The sequence below is a fragment of the Luteolibacter sp. genome (genome assembly GCF_039920825.1).
GTDB lineage: Bacteria > Verrucomicrobiota > Verrucomicrobiia > Verrucomicrobiales > Akkermansiaceae > Luteolibacter.
The window spans coordinates 1-21,448 of the sequence record NZ_JBDSCX010000072.1; the positions used below are offsets into that span (position 1 = coordinate 1).

Genomic DNA, 21,448 nt, shown 5'->3' on the forward strand with positions numbered 1-21,448 from the left:
GGAAATCGAAAAGCTCGTCGATGTACTGCCAGTTGTATTCAGGCTTGCCGTTGACCTCGCGGTAAACACCCATGTCATCGCAGAACAGGCCATGCATGCGGATGTATTCGAAGCCGCATTCGCGCCGTACAACAGACAGTTGCCGCTGCCAATCCGCACGCAATCCTTCGTTCGCGCGGCCCGCGCCGACGCAGCGCTTGAACATGGTATCGAGCGGACTGATCGCTTCCTTCAAATCGGCGGAAACCACCCTGGCCGCTTCATCCGCAGCGGCGCCTGACAAGGCGAGTGCTGCGAAGAAAGCGGCCAGACTGGAAACAAAGCGGCAAGCTGGAGAATGCATCATGCGGACGTCCTGGATTTTCTTGATAGGAACTATGGATCAACTGCCCGCGGAAACGCCCGACGGGAGAAATGGGTTCGCAACGAAGTGATGGAATCTACCGAATCCGCTCCCGCCCGGCCATATGGCAGTTTCGGGATTTTTCCCTCCCCCGAATCAGGGAGAAGCCTGCCGATCAAATACGGATGATGCCGCCTTTCAGGGAAACCGAAGCCGCTTTGCAGGGATTGGCGTCACGACGAGGCGGACGAACCACTTGCCCTCATGGCCATTTCATGGTGGGTTTGCGGATGGCTTCGAGGGCTTGCGCGACATCCATCAGGCGGTCGGCTTGGGTACTCCACGAGGTGTGGTGGCCGCGCCAGATTTCCTTTTCCCGTGGGCTGGGAATGTAGGGTCTTTCGTAAGGGACGCGCTGGCCGAGCAGCATGGCGAGGTAGCCATCCACGCCGAAGGAGTTAGAGGCATGGAGGAGCTGGCCGGAGAGGATGCTCGGGCCGTTCTGCTGATAGTAATCGACGATGAAGCCCGCGCCGTGGAGCGCGGTGTCCGCACGGCAGGCCCGCCAGAACGGGGTGTCGAGGCGGTCGTTGAACTTGTAATGGACGGCAAGGAAATCCCGGATGTCGTCCCATGCCCGGGCATTCCAGATGTTATAAAGTTCCACCAGCGTGGGTGTGGGCATGAGGCGGCAGTCGCCCAGGGAATCAGCAAGGCTGGTGGCCTCCACGCTAATGACCTGAAGCGCGGTCGCCTCCAGCGGCTCGACGAAACCGACCGAATTGCCGATGCCGACGACATTGCCGATCCAGTTCCGCGCGCGCCTGCCGCTGCGGAATTTGATGACGCGCGGCACGTTGGAAACCTTGGGATTTTTCCGAAGGAATTCGTCCAGCGCCGCCTCGTCGCTGATGAATGCCGAGGAATAGACATAGCCGCGGTTGATCCATGTTTCGTGCTCGATCTGCCAGCACCAGCCGGCGTCCATGGTCTCGGCGACGGTGTAGGGCTTGATCGGCTCGTCGGTGCGGGACCAGCCGCCGATGACGGCGCGGTCGCAAAAGAGCGAGTCCTCGTAGCTGATATATGGCTCGTCCAGCGCACCGCCTAACAGCTCGGAGCGGAAGCCGGAGCAGTCCACGTACAAGTCCGCCGTGATGCGTTCTCCGTCTCCGGCGATGAGGGCTGCAATGCCGCCGGGTCCGGTCTCCGCGCGCACGGTTAGATCCCTCACCCGCACGCCGGCCGCGCGGCTGGTTTTTTCCAGCCAGGCGACGAGGTTGTGGTTCTCGATATGGAAGGCGTGGTGGCCGTGGAAATGGGGATTTCCCCGGGCATCGCGACCGAAGACCTTGTCCCGCGCCATCAGCGCCGTGACCTCACCGGTGCAGGACGTTTCATCATCGTAATAGAAGCCGTTGCCGCGCGGAAGGTCGTGCTGCTGCTTGAGAAATTCCTGGGAAAACGAATAAAAGAAGTGGTCACGTTTCCCCCAAATGAACTTGATGCCCAGCTTCCAGGTCGGGCTGGCCTCGGCGTAAAAATCCTTCCGGTCCAGCTTGAGGTAGTCGAAGAAATGCCTCGGAAAAACGGCGGTGGTCCCCTCACCCACGCCGATGATACCGATCTCCGGACTCCGGAGCACGGTGATCTCAAGCTGGGGCAGGCGGCGCTTGAGCGTGAGCGCGGCGATGAAGCCGGCGCTGCCGCCACCAAGAACGACAATGGTTTTTACAGCGGATGATGATGTTTCCACGAGAGATCGCAATATGGGTTCTCCGCCACCATCGGGAGGCGAAATAAAAAGGCCACTTCATTCCGTCTGCAAGGCGAGGAATGAAGTGGCCGGATGAGTCCGATGGCCCCAATATCAGGGGGTTTGGATGATGCCGGCGCGAAGGAAGCCATGCGGGCCACGCGGCGTGACACCGCCCACCGCGCCGTTCAAACGGAACGTGTGATAGGACCAACCCGTGGTGGTGGCGGGCAGTCCGCCGGAAAGGGCCGGAAAGACCTCGGAAACCGCTTGATCGAAGACCGCAAGGCTGTTGCTGCCTTCGATCCTGTAGATCAGGTTGTCCACGGAATCGGTTCCCTCCATGGGCGTGGTGCCGGTGAAGGACGACGCGGTGTTGCGGACCGGAATGGTTAGGACCAATGCCTGCTCCGCGCCCACCGAGGTGACCTCGGTGCGGGATTTCCCTGACGCCGCGCCCGACGCGGGATTTCCATCGAGCGCGAATTCAGCCAGATTGCTCTGTCCATCCTTATCGGGGTCAGCGCTCTTGGCCGCATTCAATCCGGTCAACGAGGGGAAAGTATCCATCCAGGCGAGATAGGCGGCATCCTGGCCGGTGACGTTCAACAGTCCGGTCCCCGTGATTTGCGCGATCTGGTGATCCGCGCTGGTGTTTCCGATCGCGCCATAGGTGCCAGCGGGTTGGACTGCACCGTTGATCTTGAGGCGTATGATGACGTCCGGGGTGGAGACATCGAAGCCCAGTTCCAATCTCGCGTCGGTGGCGATTTCCACGGTGGATTGGTCGTAGAAATTCTGGGCCGCCGTCTTGAGCGTGCCTGCGGACACCTTGGTGGTCCCGGTGTAGGTGTTGCTCCCTAGCAGCGAAAGCGTGCCGGCACCGGTCTTGGTCAGGCCACCCGGCGCATTGCCGAGATCTCCCGATTGATTCCGCAGCGGGGCACTAATCACGAGGTCGTCGGCGGCGTCACCTGTGACATCCGCGACATTGAAGACCGTTTCTGAAAACAAGTGGTTTCCGGAACCGGAGGTGGTGTCGATGGTCGACGGGGCCGTGCCGGTGACAGTGATGGTCCCATGAAACTGATATCCCTGAAAGGAACCATCAGCAGCGCCCCAGGCACCTTGGGTGATGTGGCCGGCGTCCATGATGACGGGACCGATTGGATTGTAGGTACCGGTGCGGACGGTACTTCCGTTGAGGACGACGGTCGGCAGGTTGGAGTAATTGGTGCCGCCGCTGCCCATGATGTTATTATTGTTGAGCTGCAGCTCCGCGCCGGCGGCCACGATGATGGAGCGGGTGCTGACCTGCAGGTTGCCGAGGGCGCTGTTGGTGTTGTCCGCGGGTTGGCCGTCATAGATGGGGCTCGTGGCGGAGAGAATGCCGGAGGTGATCGTCACATCGCCCGTGAAACTGGAGCGCGCGGAGAGCGTGAGAGTGCCCGCGCCACTTTTTTCCAGAGCCACGATCTGGCTCGCACCCGCACCTGTCAACGTACCGCCGAAGCTGCAATTGGCAACATTGGCCACGTGCAGCGTGGCCGTTCCGGTGACAGTGTTGGAGATCGCCCCTCCCGTGCCAGACAGGCTTCCGACGGTCGGGCTGAAGCCGTTCATGTCCAGGGTTCCGCCTTCGCCGCCCAGATCGTTGGTGACCGGCCCGAGAGCGAGGAGGTTGCCCATTTTCATCGTGCCTCCCTTCACGGTCGTGCCGCCGACGTGCTCATTCGCCGCATTCAGCAGGGTCGTGCCCCCGCCTCCTGTGGACAGCCTGGAGAAGCCGGACACGACCGAGTTAACCGTGAGGGGAAGGGCGGCATTGTTCAGCCACGTTTGGTCCCCTTCAAGGATGATCTGACCGGTGGTGTTGATCGTCAGCGATGTCGCTGCGGAATCGATTTCGATGCCGTCCGAGTAGATGGTCAGGTTGTCCGTGCCTCCGATCGCCACGGCTCCCGCGCCGGCGTTCAGAGTGAGTTTCGAGACGAACTGCTCCCCACCAAGCACGGTCGACAGATTGGCGGCTCCGGTGGCGGAGAAAGCCACACTCTCACCACCGAACAGAGATGCGGGAATGGTGCCCGCCTCGTCCGATGTCCAGTTGTTAGCCGCCCAGCTGTTGCTGGTGGTTCCCTTCCAAAAGAGATCCACAGTGGGGGGCGTCACGCCCTCCGCCACGATCTGGAATCCGGTGATCGCGTCACTCGCGTAATTGTGCTCGTCCCCGCGGAGCAGGAACTGGTCTGCGGTGAGGCCGGTGAAAACGATGTAGTTCCCGGGGGTGGCGGTTCCCAGCGTGGTCGATGTGCCGCTGACCATGGTGTAGGTGCCGGCAAAGTTCGCGGTATCGCTTCCGAACACGTGAGCGGTCAGGTCGCCAGAGGAAGTCATGCTGTCCGCGTTTCCGGTGATGCCCTCAAGCCAGTATTCGGCGATCCGGCTGCCGTCTGCGGAATCGCCATCGAAATAAATGATGACGGTGTAGCCGGTGCCACCGAGCGAATTCACCCAGTTGGTCATCCCACCGGCGAAAATGGCGGGCTTGTTGTTGTTCCCCACATCATAAAGACCGGTGTTAGGATTGATGGGTGTGTTCGCGCCGGAGCCCCAGGACGGGTCGAGATAGCCGGCCATGAGCTTGCCGTCTCCCGTGGCGAGGGATGCGCCGTTGGTCCATGTGCCGACGGCGTCCCATCTCATGGTGACCGGGGCGGAAGCGCCAGAGTTGGACTTGATAACGCCCGTCCCCAGATTGCCCCAACGACCGAGGTTGTTCCAGTTGGATTGGGCGTAACCCGGGGCTCCCGCGAGTTCGGTGCCGCCGAGGGAATCGGAGGCTCCGTTGTTAATGCCATCGCCACCGTTGTTGTTACCGCCGCTGACGAAGTTGATGCCGATGGATGGAGCCGCTTCGACGTGGCTGATGACGAGGGTCAGACACGCCAGAGTTGCGGATCTTCTGATGAATGGATTTCTGCGGGTTTTCATGGGATAGGTATGGTTCGATGGGTCTGGAAAAAAGTATAAAGTGGTTCTAATCACGCGTGCCGACCGGTCAGCCGGTCAGCCGGTCATGCCCGCCGCCTGCGGAGGAGGAGGGCGGAAAGACCGAGTGCCGCCACGGAGGTGGTGGCGGGCTCCGGGACTTCCGCGATGATTTGGAAGCCGGTGGTCGCGTCACTAGCGTATCCGTGCTCGTCCCCGCGGAGCAGGAACTGGTCTGCGGAAAGGCCGGTGAAAACGATGTAGTTCCCGGCGGTGGCGGTTCCTAACGTGGTCGATGTGTCGCTGACCTGAGTGTAGGTGCCGGTGAAGTTCGCGGTGTCGCTTCCGAACAGGTGAGGGGTCAGGTCGCCGGAGGAAGTCATGCTGTTTGCGTTTCCGGAGATGCCCTCAAGCCAGTATTCGGCGATCCGGCTGCCGTCTGCGGAATCGCCATCGAAATAAATGATGATGCTGTAGGAGGCGGCTCCGGTGGCGGCAAGCCACGAGCTGAGACCGCCTACGAAAATGACCGGCTTGTTGTTGTTCCCCACGCCATAAACATCGGTGTTAGGATTGAGGGGTGTGTTCGCGCCGGAGCCCCAGGACGGATCGAGATAGCCGGACATGAGCTTGCCGTCTCCCGTGGCGGTGGACGCGCCGTTGGTCCATGTGCCGACGGAGTCCCATCTCGTGGTGATCGCGGTGGTAGCGCCTGAGTCATCCTTGATAGAGCCCGCCCCCACGTCGCCCCAGCGCCCGAGGTTGTTCCAGTTAGTCTGCGAGTAGCCGGAAACCCCGGCGATTTCACCTGAGCCGAGCGAATCCCCGGCACCGTTGTTGATACCGTCACCACCGTCGACGAAGTTGACGCCGATGGATGAGGCGGCTTCTGCCTGGCCGATGACGAGCACGAGGGCGAATAGGGGGTATTTAGGAGGCTTCATGGGATTGATGAGAATTTCTCGAAACAGGGGTTTGGGATGGGCTTTCTCCTTTCCGAGAGATGTTCTCGATGGGGATCGTTCTAAAACATCATGCCGCCACGATTTGGTCCATAGCGACGAATAGTGGTTTTTGCATCCCCCGAAAGGGTGATGCAAGGAGCGGCACGACTAATGGATTTCGCACTAAAAAACGATTCGCTCCACGTCTCTCGCGATGCCCAAAATTCGTTATTCTTCTTCGGATCCATGCACGATATTTCAAATCCATCGACGGGGTCCGGCGTCCGGTGCAGGTAATTATCTTCCTGCGGAGTTTCTGGACAGGAAGAGCCAGGACACCCTAGCAGCTATCCGAAAGATAGGATGACAAGCCGGCCGGGTTTCACGAGTTTCACCGGAACCATGAGTTTTTTTTCGCGTTACCCGGCATTGCAATCCCGTTTCCCACGAGACTCCGCCTGTTTGCGCGGGCATGCCGAAATGACGACGGAAGCGGAGTGATCCGTACTTCCCGTTCGGCGGTCCGGGGTTATCATCGTTTAAAGATGCCCATATTCGTCAGACTTCGGCTTCTTGTCGCGAGCGCAGCGTTGACGGTTCCCGCCCCGGCCTCGCCTGTGGAACTCACCAAGGTCGCGGAGGTCCGCGCGCTGAGCCGCGCGGATAAATTCGAGCGGCTCCCGGTCAAACTCGAAGGAGTGCTGCTTGCCGATCCGGCCAGTGGGCTGTTCCTGCAGGACGACACCGGATGCATCTGGATGAAAGGGACTGACCCGCAGTTTAAAGGACTGAGACGTGGTGATCGTGTGGAGGCGCGAGGAGTATCGGCTCCAGGCCACTTCGCACCGATCATGGAATTGGAAACGGTGTCCCGTCTGGGCACTGCGCCGATCCCCCCACCCACCCAGGTGACCTTCTGGGATTTGGATTCCGGACGTTATGACGGCCAATGGGTCGAGATCGAAGGCATCGTCAGACAGGCGAATCCCAATGCGAATCCACGGGTGGTTCTGGCATCGGGGGGAGGACGACTTCCCTTATTTTTCTCCACCGCTCACGACAGCATGGTTCCAGTCGATTCGAAGATCCGGGTGATGGCGATCGCATTGAATCAGTTCACCCGCACCGGGCAGACATTGCATCCTTTGCTGTTTGTGCCAAGGGATGAAAAGCCGGTGATCATCGAATATCCCCTCGCCGATCTCCCATTGCGCCGCATCGACAGGCTCATGGCATTTTCCGACCGACTTGATCAAGGCCACCGCATCCGCCTTCGTGGAGTGGTCGCCCACCAGCAGGCGGGAGAGGCCATCTGGCTGGAGGAAAACGGCCGTGGCATCCGCGTGAATCTGAAGGATTCAGTCACTTACTCAATCGGAGAACAGGTCGAGGTCAGCGGCTTTCCCGTAAGGAGCGAACACTATTACCCTGAACTGGAGGATGCCGAGGTCATCCGGATCGCGCACGGCCCGCCTCCAAAACCGGAGTTCCTTGGCACATCCGTGGCGGCGCTGGATCACGACGCCGGCTTGATCACCCTGCAGGCCAAGGTCGTGGAACTCATGCGCGTGCCCAAAGGCTTGCGCTTCGTCCTGCGGGATGACCAACGGGATTTCATTGCAGTTCTGAATGACAGCGCGCAAGTGATTTCACCCCATTGGCAGAATGGAACCCTTTTCCGGGCTACTGGCATTTGCAGCGTCTCATCTGTTCCCGCGATTGATCGAACAGGAACCGTCGATCCCCGGGAGTTCGAACTGATCATCCGCACTCCGAACGATCTTGTGGTGATAGAGGCCCCTTCATGGTGGACTGCGGAGCGCCGGTCATGGCTGCTTGCGGCGATTTCCGCAGTGTTGGCGCTAACCGTATTCGGCATCTTCTGGTCGTCACGACGCAAGATCCGCCTGTCCACTGCCGCACGCCGCCAGAGCGAGGCGGAATTCGCTGCCATTCTGTCAGAGCGTGGCCGGATCGCCCGGGAAATTCACGACACGCTGGCGCAAGGACTCGGTGCGATTTCGCTTCATCTCGAAATGATGAAGGACGACATCCCAAGTGGCTCCCCAGCAGACCATCACCGTCAGGACGCCAGCGAAATCACCCGTGACTGCCTGAACGAAGCACGCCAATCGATTTGGAACATGCGCTCCCAAGTCATCGAGGACAACGGGCTGGACGGTGCGCTCGCCGGAGTTTTCGACCAACTCACCGACATCGACGGCTTGGGAGGAAATTTCGAAGTCACCGGCGAACCCTTCCCCCTCCCGCCCGTTGTGGAAAACAACTTGCTGCGGATCGGCCAGGAAGCCATTACCAATGCGGTCAAGCACGCGTCGGCGAAACGCATCGATCTAACACTCACCTACTCGCCGCAACTCGTGACGATCCGTGTCAAGGATGACGGCCGCGGTTTCGAACCGGAAAAAGTTCACGGCACGGACTCCCACTTCGGGCTGCTCGGGCTTAAGGAACGCGCTCATGAAATCCGGGCCGCTCTCCGCGTCGAAAGCCAACCCGGCCATGGCACGGAAGTCACCCTCGAGTATCCGATTCAGCTATCAGAAATCGCCCTGCGATAAACCCCACGATGAAATCCAATTCAATCCGCATCCTGATTGTCGATGATCACCCTGCCATGCGCTTTGGCCTGAAGGCATTGATAGAAAACGAACGGGACATGACGGTGGTGGCTGATACAGGCGATGGTCGCGAAGCGCTGCCTTTGTTCGAGCTGCATCGCCCGGACATCGTATTGATGGACCTGCGTTTGCCCGGAATGAGCGGCGTGGAAGCCATTCTCGCCATCCGCCACCGTTTCCCCGATGCGCGCATCATCGTCAACACCACCTACGACGCCGACGAGGACATCCACCGCGCCATCCAATCCGGTGCGAAGTCCTATCTGCTCAAGGACATGCCGAAGGAAGAGATCCTCAGCGTCATCCGCTCGGTCCACGCGGGACACGAAGTGCTTCCGTCACAAGTCGAAGCCCGGCTGCGGGAACGCATGGCCCGCCCCGAACTCACCCGACGGGAAATGGCCGTCATGGAGCTGTTAGCCAAGGGGGCCAGTAACAAGGAGATGTCCGGTTTTCTCAGCATCAGCGAACCGGCGGTCAAGTTCCGCCTCCAGCGGATCTTCGGCAAGCTGGGCGCGATCGACAGGACATCCGCAGTGCTAGCAGCGCTGCGGCACGGCATCATCCATTTGGATTGAACGCCCGCCCGTGCGAATTCGGGCAAGCATCGTACTATCCTAAAGATAGAATGACGGGGGCGGAAGATCCGAATAAATATGAGGGTCGATTCCAAAAACCCCATGCTCCTTGACAACCTCGCACCGACCCTTCGTCGCGACATCTCTGGCCTCATTGACGCGCTTTCCCTCATTTCCGCATCCGGGAAGGCCATCGCCGCAGACGCTTGCTTGAAGACCCCTCCCGTCGATGGAGGCACGCTTTTTATTAGCACGTTTATCTCAAACTGAGCGGCACCGCCTTTACCGCTATCCGCCACATGACGGGCAACGGGAAGCCTCCACCCCAGTTCGCCACAACCATGGCAAACAGCTCTCCACATAACCCATCTATCCAAACCCAGCCACCAATTATGAAACCCAATCGATTCGTCTCCTCTATCACCGCCCTGACCTCATGCGTCCTGGCGTTTTCCGCAGTCTCATCCGCCCAAGCAGCCCTCATTACCTGGAATGGCGGCACCGGCTCGTGGGACACCACTACCAACTGGACTCCGAGCAACCTGCCCACCAGCTCGGACACCGCGGTCTTCGGCGGCACGGCCGGCACCGTGACGGCTGCCGCAGCCCAAAGCGTCCTGGGCATGCAGCTCACCTCCTCCGGTTACACGCTCGCCGGCGCTGGCCTAACGGTCGGCACAGGCGGCATTGACGCCAGCACGCTGACGAGCGGCACGACAACGGTATCCTCGAATCTGACGCTTCTGTCCGGCTTCCAGCAGTGGAAGATCGGCGCTGGCGGCGCGCTTGCCATCACCGGGACGGTGACCCGCAATGCCGGTGCATCGGTGAATTTTTCGACCACCGGGATCACCAGTTCCACACTGGCCAATGACGCCACCGGCATCCTCGGTGGCTGGGCGACAGTCGGCAATGCCGGGACCACGGGTGCCACCGGAGACTGGGCGGCGAATGATGGTAGCGGCAACATCATCACCTATTCCGGCTATACCAACATCACGGCGGCAACCGGTGCGGGTTCCTACTCCGCTCAAAACTGGAAAGTCACCAACGCCGCCGCCTCGCTAACAGCCAGCGCGACCGTGAACTCGCTGGTGGTGACGACGGATTTCTCGATCAGCAGCGGCGCGACGATGACGCTGGGCAGCGGTGGTATGATCCTCAGCGGTGCCAGCAAGTGGTTTAAGAACAACGGTGCCGGCAGCACGGCGGGCACGGGACAACTGACCTCGGGCTTGGGCTCAGGCGAACTCTTTATTGATAGCTCGGCCAGTGGCGGTGCCGGGGACAATGACTGGCGTATCTGGACCAAGATCGTGGACAATGGCGGCACTGCGGTGAAGCTCGTGAAAAACGGTCCGGGTTATCTGCGTCTGGCGAATTCCAATACCTATACCGGCGGCACGATCATGAACGGCGGCACGCTCGTCGGCGATGGTGGCAGCTCGTTCGGCACGGGTGCGGTGCAAGTCAATTCCGGGGCGGTTAGCGTGAATCTCAACGCGGGAACGATGGCCAATAATTTCACCGTCGCGACCGGCTCCTCGGCGACGATCGACAATGCCACTAACAACGGCACGCTGAACGGCAGCTTTAGCGGCGGAGGGACTGTCACCATCCAGAATACCAGCGCCAACAACCTTTCGGAAAATGTGAATGGCAGTTGGAGCGGATTCACAGGAATCTTGAATTACAATACGTCCGGCAAGGTCGTAAATATTTTCGCGCCCGCCAGCATGGATCTTTCCACTGCGACCGTAAACTTTGCCAATACGGGCAATCTCACGAATTCGAGCTTCCGCACTTCCGCCACCGGGACCACCAAGTTCGGTTCGCTGGCCGGGTTTGGGTATATGGAGGTCAACGGCGCTACCGAAATCGGTAATTTGGGCACGAACACGACCTTCTCCGGAGTGATGCGCAATGCGGGTAGCATCGCCAAGGTCGGCACGGGCACTCTAACTCTCTCCGGTGCCAGCGCCTACACCGGCGCGACCGCGATCAATGGCGGCACTCTACAAGTCGGCAACGGCACCACCGGCTCTATTGCGGGTGGCAGCGCCGTGACCATCGGCGCATCCGGCACGCTGGCCATCAATCTTGCCGCCGCCGGCACTTTCTCCAATTCCGTCACTAACAGCGGCAGCATCTCCGCCATCAGTGCCAACGACATGACCTTGTCCAGCGCGATCACCGGTGCCGGTTCGCTTCAGAAGAGCGGAGCCGGCACCCTCACCGTTTCCGCATTCAGCGACTTCACCGGTCCGACCACCGTCTCGGCGGGCACGCTGAAAGTCACCGGTTCCATCTCTGGCAGCGCCTTGTCACTCGGTGCGGGGACACTGACCGGCACCGGCTTCGTCGGTGGCGTCACGGTCAATAACTCCGCGGCGGTCATCTCGAATGGAAATAGCAACACGGCCACGCTATACCTTGACTCCCTTTCATTCAGCACTGCCGGCACCTTCAATCTGAACAAGGATGCCCTCAATCCCGCCATCGCAATCTCCAACAACCTGAACATTGGTTCCGGTTTCACCGTCAACGTGACATCCGCCCCGTCGTGGATCAGTGGGCAGACCTACGACCTGATCACCTTTGGCAGCCGTACCGGATTGCCTGTCAATGTCATCCAAGGAACCGTTCCAGGCCTTGGCGCGCGGCAGTTCGCCACCATCGGCACCACCGCCAACTCCATCACTCTGACAATCAGTGGCGTTACGCCCGTCTGGACGGGTGTCGCCAGTGGCACATGGTCCACCACGACGGTTGGCACTCCCTTTAACTGGAAAACCGACGTGGGCGGCGCTTCCACCCAGTTCCAGACCAATGACTCCGTCCTGTTCAACGATACCGCGACCGGCACGACGAATGTGACGATCAACGACAATACGGTCAGCCCGGCCGTCACGACATTCGACAATAGCGGCGTGGATAACAGCGGCGTGGACTACACCCTCACGGGTTCCGGCGGCATCAATACCGGCTCCTTGAACAAGCTGGGCACGGGCACGGTGACGATCAGCACGACAAACAGCTACACCGGCGCGACGAGCATCCAGGGCGGCATCCTCCAGCTTGGCAACGGATCCGCCAACGGTGACATTTCCACGAGTTCAGGCATCGCGAACGACGCCACATTGGTTTATAACAGGACGGGCGGTTCGTTCACCTATGCCAACGTCATCAGCGGCATCGGAACCGTTGTCAAAAACGGCACCGGAACCCAGATCCTCACCGGCACCAACACCTACTCGGGAGGCACCACCATCAATGCGGGAATCCTGCAGATGGGCAACGGTGGCGCGGCAGGAAGACTCGGTACGGGAGCGATCACCGACAATGCCTCGCTCGTCTTCAACCGCTCCGATACCGCCGCCCAAGGCACGGACTTCGGCGCGATCGACGGCACCGGCTCGGTCACCCAGAATGGCGCAGGCACTCTGACATTGTCGAGCTTCAACAGTTACAGCGGAGGCACCAACCTCAACTCCGGCACCATCGTCGCCGGCTCCAATAATGCGCTCGGCACCGGACTTGTGACCCTCAACAGCGGCACGCTTTCCGGCTCCACTACCTCCGACTACACGCTCGCAAACGCACTGACGGCCCTGCCGAGCACCACCTCCGTGCTGCTCACGATCGGCAAGAACCTCGCAATCAACGGCAACCTGAGCGGCAGCGGCAACATCAACCGCAACGCCACGGGAGGGGCCTCTTCGGTCTTCCTCGGTGGCGACAACTCGGGCTTCACCGGCACCTTCACCATCGAGAACAACGCAAACGCGGCGACACGTTTCACCTCAGCCACCTCCGGCAGCGCGAATGCGAAGTGGGTGATCAATCAACCTACCAGCACCCGTGCGAGTGTGGACAGCCCCGGCGGCACCATCCACATGGGCTCCCTCACCGGCACCGGATTCGTCACCGCGCAGGGCATCGGCACGACCACGCTCCAAGTCGGAAACCTCGGTATCACGGAAACCTTCCCCGGGGTGCTCAATCAGCTTGCCGGCACCAGCGTCCTTGCCGTCACCAAGGTCGGTGCGGGCACCTGGACACTCACCGGCACCAACACCTACACCGGAGACACCACCGTGAACGCAGGCGTGCTCGCCGTCGATGGCGACGCGATCGCCAATACTAACAAGCTGCTCATCAATGGCGGCAAGGTCGATCCGATGGGAGCCACCGAAGTTGTGAATACCCTCTACTTCGGCGCCGCGCAGCAGGCCTCCGGAACTTGGGGAGCCAGCGGCTCCGGTGCGGCTCATATCGACGACACACACTTCACCGGCACCGGCATGGTGAGCGTCACCACAGCCCCTGCCGGTTATACTTCCTGGGCGGATGCCAACGGCGCTACGAGTCAGACAATGGATATGGACCATGACAACGATGGCGTGCGTAACGGCATCGAATACTTCATGGGTCAAATAGGATCCACCTTCACCGCCAATCCGGCGTCCGTTTCCGGGACCGTCACCTGGCCGATGGGTGCCACCTACACCGGTGTCTATGGCACCGACTATGAAGTGCAAACCTCGACCGATCTCGTGACCTGGACGCAGGTGCCTGTTGGCACGGGAGACAACACGGTGACTGTCACCGCCGGCACCTCGGTCGTCTACGACATGCCCACCGGCGGCAAGAATTTCGTCCGCCTGGTCGTCAAAAACTGATCCATCAACGGTTCTTCCCCGTTGTCCTCCGCATGGCGGACAACGGGGATTTTCCGCCACGCACCAGACCCGCACCAGTTGCCTTTACCATGGAAAGTGGTCGTGCCTCTTCCCTACGCCCCCGAGTTTCATCAATGGTTCCTAATCACCGGATAACCCCGTTTGCCGGAATCGAAACTCAAAAACCCACCCTCGGCATCGCCATGAAATCCAAACGTTTCCCATTCTCCATCGCCGCCACCACGTTTGTGATGGCGCTTTCGGTGGCATCCTCCATCCACGCCGCATCGCTCACTTGGGACGCAGACGCGATTTTCAACGGCACCTTCGGCGGCACAGGCCCGTGGAATACCAGCACCCTCAACTGGAGCAATGCCTCTGCGGATCAGGCGTGGACAACCAACACGATCACGGGAGACACCGGTCTCTTCGCTGGCACCTCCGGCACGGTGACTCTCGGCTCCGCAATCAACGCCCTCGGCCTGCAATTCACCACCACCGGCTACACGGTGGCTACCGGCGCGAACACATTGTCTCTCGGTACCGGCGGCATCGACGCCAGCGCATTGTCTTCCGGCACGACCACGCTGACCGGCCTCGTGGCTCTGGGTGCGAATCAGTCGTGGAACGTCGGGTCGGGCGCAACGCTCACCTCCACTGCGCTCATCAGCGGCACCGGCTTCGGTATCACCAAGAGCGGTGCCGGCACATTGACGTTCAATGCAAACAACACCTATTCAGGCTCTACGGTTATAAACGCGGGCACGCTCAGTCTCGGCTCCACCGGCGCAGGACCCTACACCATCGCCAACTCCGATGTTACCGTAAATGCTGGCGGCACATTCACCTTCGGCGCTGATACTGACACGCGGAACATCACAACGACCATCGCCAAGAGCCTCACCTTGAACGGCGGCACGGCCAAGTTGGTAGGCACATTTAGAAGCCCAACCGACGTGTTTACGAACGATCTCACCTTGGCTTCGGGGTCCAGCCTGCTGGCGGTGGATGGGGCGACAAACGGCGGCTTTGGGTCGGCGGTGAGATTCAGCGGCACACTGACACGCACCGCCGGTGCGACCGTCTTGTTCCGAGGCAGAAACCTGGGCGGCTCCACGAATATCGATGCCAATAACACAGGCCAGCCGCAGAATATTTACTTCACCACCGCTCCCACGGTGGTCGGCGGCGGCGGATCGCTCGCTTCCACCACGACGTCCATTCTCCCCTACGCCATCGGCGACAACGGCTATCTTCAAGGAACGACGAATCTAACCTCGGGTCTCGGCACCGACTTTGTTTCCTACAACCCCACGGGCGGCACGGGAGCGGGCGTCCAGCTCTTGACCACCTATGCGAACACGATCACGAGTGGTGTGAGTGCGTTGAACAACGTGAAGATCACCGATACGTCGGCGACCGGCATCAATGCCGCGACGACGATCAATTCCCTTATCTTGAACAGTGCCACCGCTGCCTCCGGCAGCCCGGGCACCACCGGCGTGGATGGCACTGGCACGCTGACAATTAACAGCGGTGCGCTCATGGTGACCACAACCTCGGCAGCCGCCTCAAATGGTGGCACTGGTGGCAACTACGGTGGTCTCTTCCAGAACAATGCCACGATTGGTGCGAGCGGCCTGACCCTGGATTTCGGCAGCAGGGAAGCCATCATCACGACGGTCGGGTCGAGCACGCTGACCATAGCAAGCACCAGCGGCGGCATTACCGGCAGCGGCGGCCTAACCAAGAGCGGCGCCGGCACGCTGACGCTATCCGCGGCAAGCACCTACAGCGGCGGCACGACGGTCAACGCCGGCACCCTGGTGATTGGGTCCAGTTCCACCCCAACCAGCGGAACCGTAACCAGCGGCCCGGTTGGGACGGGAGCGATAACACTTGCTGGCGGCACTTTGGGGATGGCCGGCGGAAACTTTACCGTCGCCAATAACATCAATGTTACAGCGTCATCGATCATACAGTCCGGCAACAGTTTCAATCCGGTATTGAGCGGTAACATCACGGGCAGCGGCAATCTTAGACAGAGTCCGACCGGATTCACGGGGAGATTACAACTCAGCGGCAACAACAGCGGCTATACCGGCACATTTACCGAGGACGGCGGCAACACGTCGTTGGAATTTCTCAGTGCCTCCGCGGGCAGCGCGTCTGCGGCCTGGGTATTCAATAACACAATTGCCCAGCGCACCCGGTTCAATTTCGGCACAGACACCATCAACCTCGGTTCGCTCTCTGGCAGCGGTGATCTGGCGAACATAGCCGCATCTGGAACGACTGCCACCTTGAGTGTCGGTGCCTTGAACACCGACACCACCTTCAGTGGCGTCTTGGCAGCAAATGGCACCTCACATCTCGCCCTGACAAAGGTTGGCACAGGTAAACTGACACTAAGCAATGCGAATACCTACACCGGAAAAACCACGATCGGCGGCGGCAGCCTAACACTCGCCTCGACCGGCTCGATCGCCAACTCGTCCGAGATCTCAATCAACGGCGGCAATTTCAATGTGTCGGCAGTGAGTGGCTTTAGCTTGGGATCCGCGCAGTCGCTCACCGGCTCGGGAGGTTCCGTCACCGGTGCGATTAACGTCAACGGCACGCTCGCCATCGGCAACTCACCGGGCACGATGACTTTCAATAACGACCTAACATTCGGCAGCTCGGCGGCTTCCAATTTCGAATTCACCAATATCACGTTAGGCATCAACTCCTATGACCTCGCGCAAGGAGGTGCCGGCAGCCAAGCTGTGACATTCGGAGGCACGCTGAATCTGCTGTTCTCCGGCGGCACGTATGCCAACGGCGGCTCCGTCCAGATCTTCAACTTCGACACCTACGGAGGAACTTTCGCGACGGTGAACTTCAGCGGCTTGGACGTGGGTCAGTCCGCGGTGTTCGATACCGCAACAGGCTACGTCACCGTGGTTCCCGAACCGGGTGCGGCACTGATGGGCGGCCTCGGCCCGCTGGTGTTGTTACGCCGACGCAGATGTTGAAAAGAATTTCCAATTGGAGATGGGCCGGCCGTCGCGGCGTTATTGGGTTTCTCCGTGGCGGCCGGCTTAATTTTCACATGACACACTTCATTCATTGGAACGAAGCCCGTTCATTTACTATCAGAAATCAGATCCCTGCAGATAACCGTTCCAGCATGTTACGCGGATTCGTGACGCCAATGAAACCCATCCGTTGAAGATGTTCATACAAAATACCACTTGCCCTATTTCTGAACGCTCTCACTCAGGGACGAGCGGACACGCCTTCCCCAGACTTACCGCATGATGAAAACCGCCCTTACGTTTCTGATGGGGGTGCTTTTCTCCCTTTCGATTTGCCCCAATGCCAGTGCCTTCACCCATCCCGGCATCCCGCTCACGGTGACGGACCTCGATGCGATCAAGGCTAAAGTCCAGGCCAACGAAGAGCCTTGGAAGACCGGCTACTCGCTACTGGCCGGCGACTCGCACTCATCCCTCACCTATACCATGCAGGGGCCGTTCGCGCATGTGGGGCGCAACGAGAGCGGCACCAATCCCAACCTCAACCAGTGGCGCAGCGACATGATTGCGATCTGGAATCTCTCGCGCATGTGGTATTTCACCGGCAACACTGCCTACGCGCAAAAGGCGCATGACATCCTGCTCGCCTGGGCCAACACCCAGACCTCCTTCGGTGGCATCGAGAGCGGTCTCGACCTGGGTGACTATGCCTACCGCTTCGGCGGCGGTGCGGACATTCTGCGCGGCACCTGGCCGGGGTGGGCGCAGGCGGACACCGACGCGGTCAAGAACCTTTTCGCCAATGTGTATTGGCCGGCCACCAGTTTGATCAGCGACGAGCTCGGGCCGACTAACAAAGGTTCCTTGAGCCTGGCTGCCGCCGTGGCGATCGCCGTGTTCTGCGACGACCAGACAAAGTTAGACAAGGTGGTTTATGAGCTGTGCACGTTCGCCTCGACCGGATTTCGTAACACGCTGAGCAACGGCGAACACGGCGAAACCGGCCGCGACGAGGGCCACGCCTACGCTCACATCCTCGCCATGTCCTTCATCTCGGAGGTGCTCTGGAAGCAAGGCATCGACGTGTTTGCCGAGAGCGACAACCGGCTGCTGGCCATGGGCGAGTATTACGTCCGCGAAAACCTGCTGGTGCCCCCCACCTTCGTCCCGATGGGCACGACCGACGAATACTATCTAACTAACTGGGGCACCCCGGGCTTTGCGGCGGAGCCGATGGCCTTCAACATCCTCAAGAGCGCCTACGTCCTGCGCAAGGGCATGAGTGCGCCTTGGGTGGAGCGCAAACTCGCCACGCAGGGGCAAAACATGGATGCCTTCATGTTCCTGAAGTCCGCCGACAGCTCGACGGCGGCTCCGCCCGCGGCGATCACGTTCCCCAGCGCGAGCCTGGTGAGCACGGGATTGACCAATACGAACATCAATGGCGCGTCGGGCAGCGGCACCTATAACAACGGCGTGTGGACGGTATCGGGCGCGGGCACCGACATCTGGACGCACGGCACCGAGAAGTTCCACTTTCTATACAAGCGGGTCACTGGCGATTGCACGATGATCGCGAAGGTCAACTCGGTGCAAAACACCACCAGCACGGCAAAAGCGGGCGTGATGATCCGCTCGGATCTCAACGCCACCCCCGCGTGCAAGGCGTGGGTCGCCATCCGGCCCGACAGCCACGTTGAAACCTATTTCCACGGCTGGTCGGAAATGTATGGCGGATCTAACTGGGAAGCCCAATCCTACGGGATTTCCCAATCCGTCTGGTGGGTGAAAGTCGAGCGGCTCGGCAACATGGTCACCACCTATGCCTCGCCCGATGGCACGAGCTGGGCAACCCAGGCGGTGGGGCGCTGCGAAAACCTGGGCACCTCGCCCTACCTCGGCATCTGCGTGACGTCGCTGGTCAGCGGCACGCCATGCACGGCGACCTTCAGCAATGTGAGCATCACCGGCGGCAATGGCGTCGCTCCCCTCGCCGCGCCCGATGCGCCGCTTTCGCTGCTGGCATCACCCGGCGAAGGCCGCGTGCCGTTGCGTTGGACGAGTTCGTTTGGAGCAACGAGCTATAACGTGAAACGCGCCACAGCCAGCGGCGGCCCCTACCCCACCATCGTCACCAGCCTAGCCAATCCGAGCTATCTGGACACGAACGTCACCCCTAACACCACCTACTATTACGTGGTGAGCGCGGTGAACTCCTTTGGCGAGGGCCCGGATTCCCCGCAGGACAATGTGACCACTCCCCCACTGCCCTTGCCACCGACCGGAGTGACGGCGTTGCCCGGCATTGCACAGGCCACCTTGTTCTGGGCGGCATCGAGCGGCGCGACCAGCTACAACGTGAAACGTTCCACCACCAGCGGAAGCGGCTACGGGACGGTCGGAACCACGACCCCTCCGAGTTTCACGGATACCGGCCTAACGAACGGACTGACTTATTACTACGTCGTGTCCGCTGTCAGTGCCGCCGGAGAAGGTGGGGATTCACCCGAGGTCAGTGTGGTGCCAAGCGCTGCGGCGGCGACGGCCCTCTTCTGGAGCGGCGCGGTGAACGGCACTTGGGACACCGCGACGGCAAACTGGTCCAACGGCGGCGTATCCGCGACCTATGCTAACGGAAATGCGGTGATCTTCGACGATTCCGCCATAGCCAATACCACGATCAACCTCTCCGCCAGCCGTTCGCCGGGTCCGATCTTTATCAACAACCTGACGAAGAACTACACGATCAGCGGCAGCGCGATTTCCGGCACGGCCCGGTTGGTGAAACAAGGCGGTGGCCCGCTCACACTCGGCAGCGCGAATTCCTACAGCGGCGGCACCACTCACAGCGGCGGCACGCTCACGATAGGAAACGCCGGCTCACTCGGCACAGGCGCACTGACTCTCAGCGGCGGCACGTTGAATAACAGCGCCGGATTCACGCTTGGCAACTCCATCGTCGTGTCCGGCACGGGCAGCGCGATCCAGCTCGGCAGCGCGAACAATCTGACCTTGAGCGGCGGCATTTCGGGCAGCGGCGATTTAACATTGGGTAATAGCCCTAACATCAGCTCCATCTATCTCACGGGCGCGAACACAATGAGCGACGGTGCCATCACCATCGCCAACAACCAAAACTACGTCCGTTTCGCTTCCACCACCGCTGGCAACGCCAATGCGGACTTGGTGCTCAACAATACCCAGACCGGCCGCACCAGCATCGAGTTCACGACCGGCACCATCAGCTTTGGCTCGCTTTCCGGCAACGGCCTTCTCCAAGGCAACAATTCCAGCCCGATGAACGTTAGCCTGAGTGTTGGCGCTAACAACCACTCCACCACCTTCTCCGGCATCCTCCACAACAACCGCTGGGGCACAGGCACCATCGGCCTGACCAAGGTGGGCAGCGGCACGCTGACCTTGACGGGCGCGAACGATTACACCGGCGCGACCCTCGTGAACTCGGGCGCACTAGTGGTCTCTACCATTTCAGTGGCGAACGGCGCATACTCCGTGGCAAATGGCGCGACCCTTGGCATCGCGAACACATCCGGCGGTTCCGCGCTGCTTACCAGCCTGACCACCGCCGCCGGCGCGACGTTGGAATTTCAAAACGTAGCCAGCACCACCACGCCATTGATCTCCACGGGCAACGTGACTGTGAACGGCGCCTGCACCGTGAAACTTAACGGCGCGGCGGGCCTAACACCCGGCAACTCCTATCCGCTGGTGAACTTTTCGGGATCGTTTCAAGGCACATTCTCCAACCTGCAACTGCAAATGCCCTCGGGATGGGCTGGCACGCTCGTCAACAATGCCGGCCAGATCGCAGTGGCCGTTTCACTCGTTCCGCCACCGCCCGCAGCCCCGACGGGCCTGATAGCGACCGGCGGGAACGCCTCCGCATCCCTGACCTGGAGCGCCTCCAGCGGTGCCTCCAGCTACACCGTCTGGCGCTCGCAGACCAGCGGCGGCGGTTACACCCCGCAGGGCAGCGCCACCGCGACTAACTACAACGACACCAGCCTCGAAGATGGCACCACCTGCTACTACGTCGTCACCGCGTCGAATCCCGGTGGAGCCAGCGGCAACTCTAACGAGTCCAGTGCGGCAACCTACACCACCCTCCAAAACTGGCGCTCGGCCAACTTCGGAACGATCGCCGATGCAGGCAACGCCGCCGACTCCGCCGACCCGGACGGCGACGGTAGCACCAACGCTCAAGAGTTCGCCGCCGGCACCGTCCCTAACGATCCGAACAGCGTATTCAAGGTAGCAGCAATCACTCGCGAAGGCACGGACGTTCACCTGACTTTCCCCAGCGTCGTTGGCAAACTCTATCGCCTCCAGAGCTCTGAAACCCTCAATTCCAACTCGTGGACCACCATCCAGGAAAACATCCCCGGGACAGGCCAACCCGTCACCCTCAGCCAGCCCCACCCAACATCCCAGCCCTGCTTTTTCCGGATCGCTGTTCCATGAAAAGGTGCCT

9 protein-coding genes and 1 pseudogene are annotated in these 21,448 nt (G+C 60.5%); 6 read left to right on the forward strand and 4 right to left on the reverse strand.

Annotated elements, in window-relative coordinates; genetic code table 11:
* The 4 genes and pseudogenes from ABIQ96_RS20995 to ABIQ96_RS21010 form a co-directional block, all read right to left on the reverse strand.
* Window positions 1-346, reverse strand: a pseudogene (locus ABIQ96_RS20995) (glycoside hydrolase); the annotation flags it as partial.
* A gap of 259 nt (window positions 347-605) precedes the next feature.
* Complete coding sequence (locus ABIQ96_RS21000) at window positions 606-2,099, reverse strand: tryptophan halogenase family protein (protein ID WP_348216601.1); 1,494 nt, start codon at window positions 2,097-2,099, stop codon at window positions 606-608.
* Between the two features lie 114 nt (window positions 2,100-2,213).
* Complete coding sequence (locus tag ABIQ96_RS21005) at window positions 2,214-5,093, reverse strand: autotransporter-associated beta strand repeat-containing protein (RefSeq protein WP_348216602.1); 2,880 nt, start codon at window positions 5,091-5,093, stop codon at window positions 2,214-2,216.
* 83 nt (window positions 5,094-5,176) lie between these two features.
* Window positions 5,177-6,034, reverse strand: coding sequence for a hypothetical protein (locus ABIQ96_RS21010; protein ID WP_348216603.1), 858 nt, complete (start codon window positions 6,032-6,034; stop codon window positions 5,177-5,179).
* Window positions 6,035-6,579: 545 nt separating this feature from the next.
* On the opposite strand from ABIQ96_RS21010, the gene ABIQ96_RS21015 reads away from it, so the two are divergent.
* From ABIQ96_RS21015 to ABIQ96_RS21040, 6 genes are all read left to right on the forward strand, one after another.
* On the forward strand, window positions 6,580-8,616 hold the full coding sequence (locus tag ABIQ96_RS21015) for a sensor histidine kinase (RefSeq protein ID WP_348216604.1): 2,037 nt from the start codon (window positions 6,580-6,582) through the stop codon (window positions 8,614-8,616).
* A gap of 8 nt (window positions 8,617-8,624) precedes the next feature.
* Window positions 8,625-9,254, forward strand: coding sequence for a response regulator transcription factor (locus ABIQ96_RS21020; RefSeq protein WP_348216605.1), 630 nt, complete (start codon window positions 8,625-8,627; stop codon window positions 9,252-9,254).
* 102 nt (window positions 9,255-9,356) lie between these two features.
* The gene (locus ABIQ96_RS21025; RefSeq protein WP_348216606.1) at window positions 9,357-9,524 is read left to right on the forward strand and encodes a hypothetical protein; all 168 of its coding nucleotides are present in this window, start codon (window positions 9,357-9,359) and stop codon (window positions 9,522-9,524) included.
* 122 nt (window positions 9,525-9,646) lie between these two features.
* On the forward strand, window positions 9,647-13,936 hold the full coding sequence (locus tag ABIQ96_RS21030; RefSeq protein ID WP_348216607.1) for an autotransporter-associated beta strand repeat-containing protein: 4,290 nt from the start codon (window positions 9,647-9,649) through the stop codon (window positions 13,934-13,936).
* A gap of 203 nt (window positions 13,937-14,139) precedes the next feature.
* Window positions 14,140-16,953, forward strand: a complete 2,814-nt coding sequence (locus tag ABIQ96_RS21035; RefSeq protein WP_348216608.1) for an autotransporter-associated beta strand repeat-containing protein — start codon at window positions 14,140-14,142, stop codon at window positions 16,951-16,953.
* A 282-nt stretch (window positions 16,954-17,235) separates the two neighbouring features.
* A complete protein-coding gene (locus ABIQ96_RS21040) occupies window positions 17,236-21,438 on the forward strand; it encodes an autotransporter-associated beta strand repeat-containing protein (RefSeq protein WP_348216609.1) in 4,203 nt (1,400 codons plus the stop codon).
* Window positions 21,439-21,448 lie beyond the last annotated feature (10 nt).

What these genes read in the sequence shown, in the direction of transcription:
- ABIQ96_RS21005 (WP_348216602.1), bottom strand. Translation starts at nt 5,093, where the DNA reads ATGAAAACCCGCAGAAATCCATTCATCAGAAGATCCGCAACTCTGGCG.
- ABIQ96_RS21010 (WP_348216603.1), bottom strand. Translation starts at nt 6,034, where the DNA reads ATGAAGCCTCCTAAATACCCCCTATTCGCCCTCGTGCTCGTCATCGGC.
- ABIQ96_RS21015 (WP_348216604.1), top strand. Translation starts at nt 6,580, where the DNA reads ATGCCCATATTCGTCAGACTTCGGCTTCTTGTCGCGAGCGCAGCGTTG.
- ABIQ96_RS21020 (WP_348216605.1), top strand. Translation starts at nt 8,625, where the DNA reads ATGAAATCCAATTCAATCCGCATCCTGATTGTCGATGATCACCCTGCC.
- ABIQ96_RS21025 (WP_348216606.1), top strand. Translation starts at nt 9,357, where the DNA reads ATGCTCCTTGACAACCTCGCACCGACCCTTCGTCGCGACATCTCTGGC.
- ABIQ96_RS21030 (WP_348216607.1), top strand. Translation starts at nt 9,647, where the DNA reads ATGAAACCCAATCGATTCGTCTCCTCTATCACCGCCCTGACCTCATGC.
- ABIQ96_RS21035 (WP_348216608.1), top strand. Translation starts at nt 14,140, where the DNA reads ATGAAATCCAAACGTTTCCCATTCTCCATCGCCGCCACCACGTTTGTG.
- ABIQ96_RS21040 (WP_348216609.1), top strand. Translation starts at nt 17,236, where the DNA reads ATGATGAAAACCGCCCTTACGTTTCTGATGGGGGTGCTTTTCTCCCTT.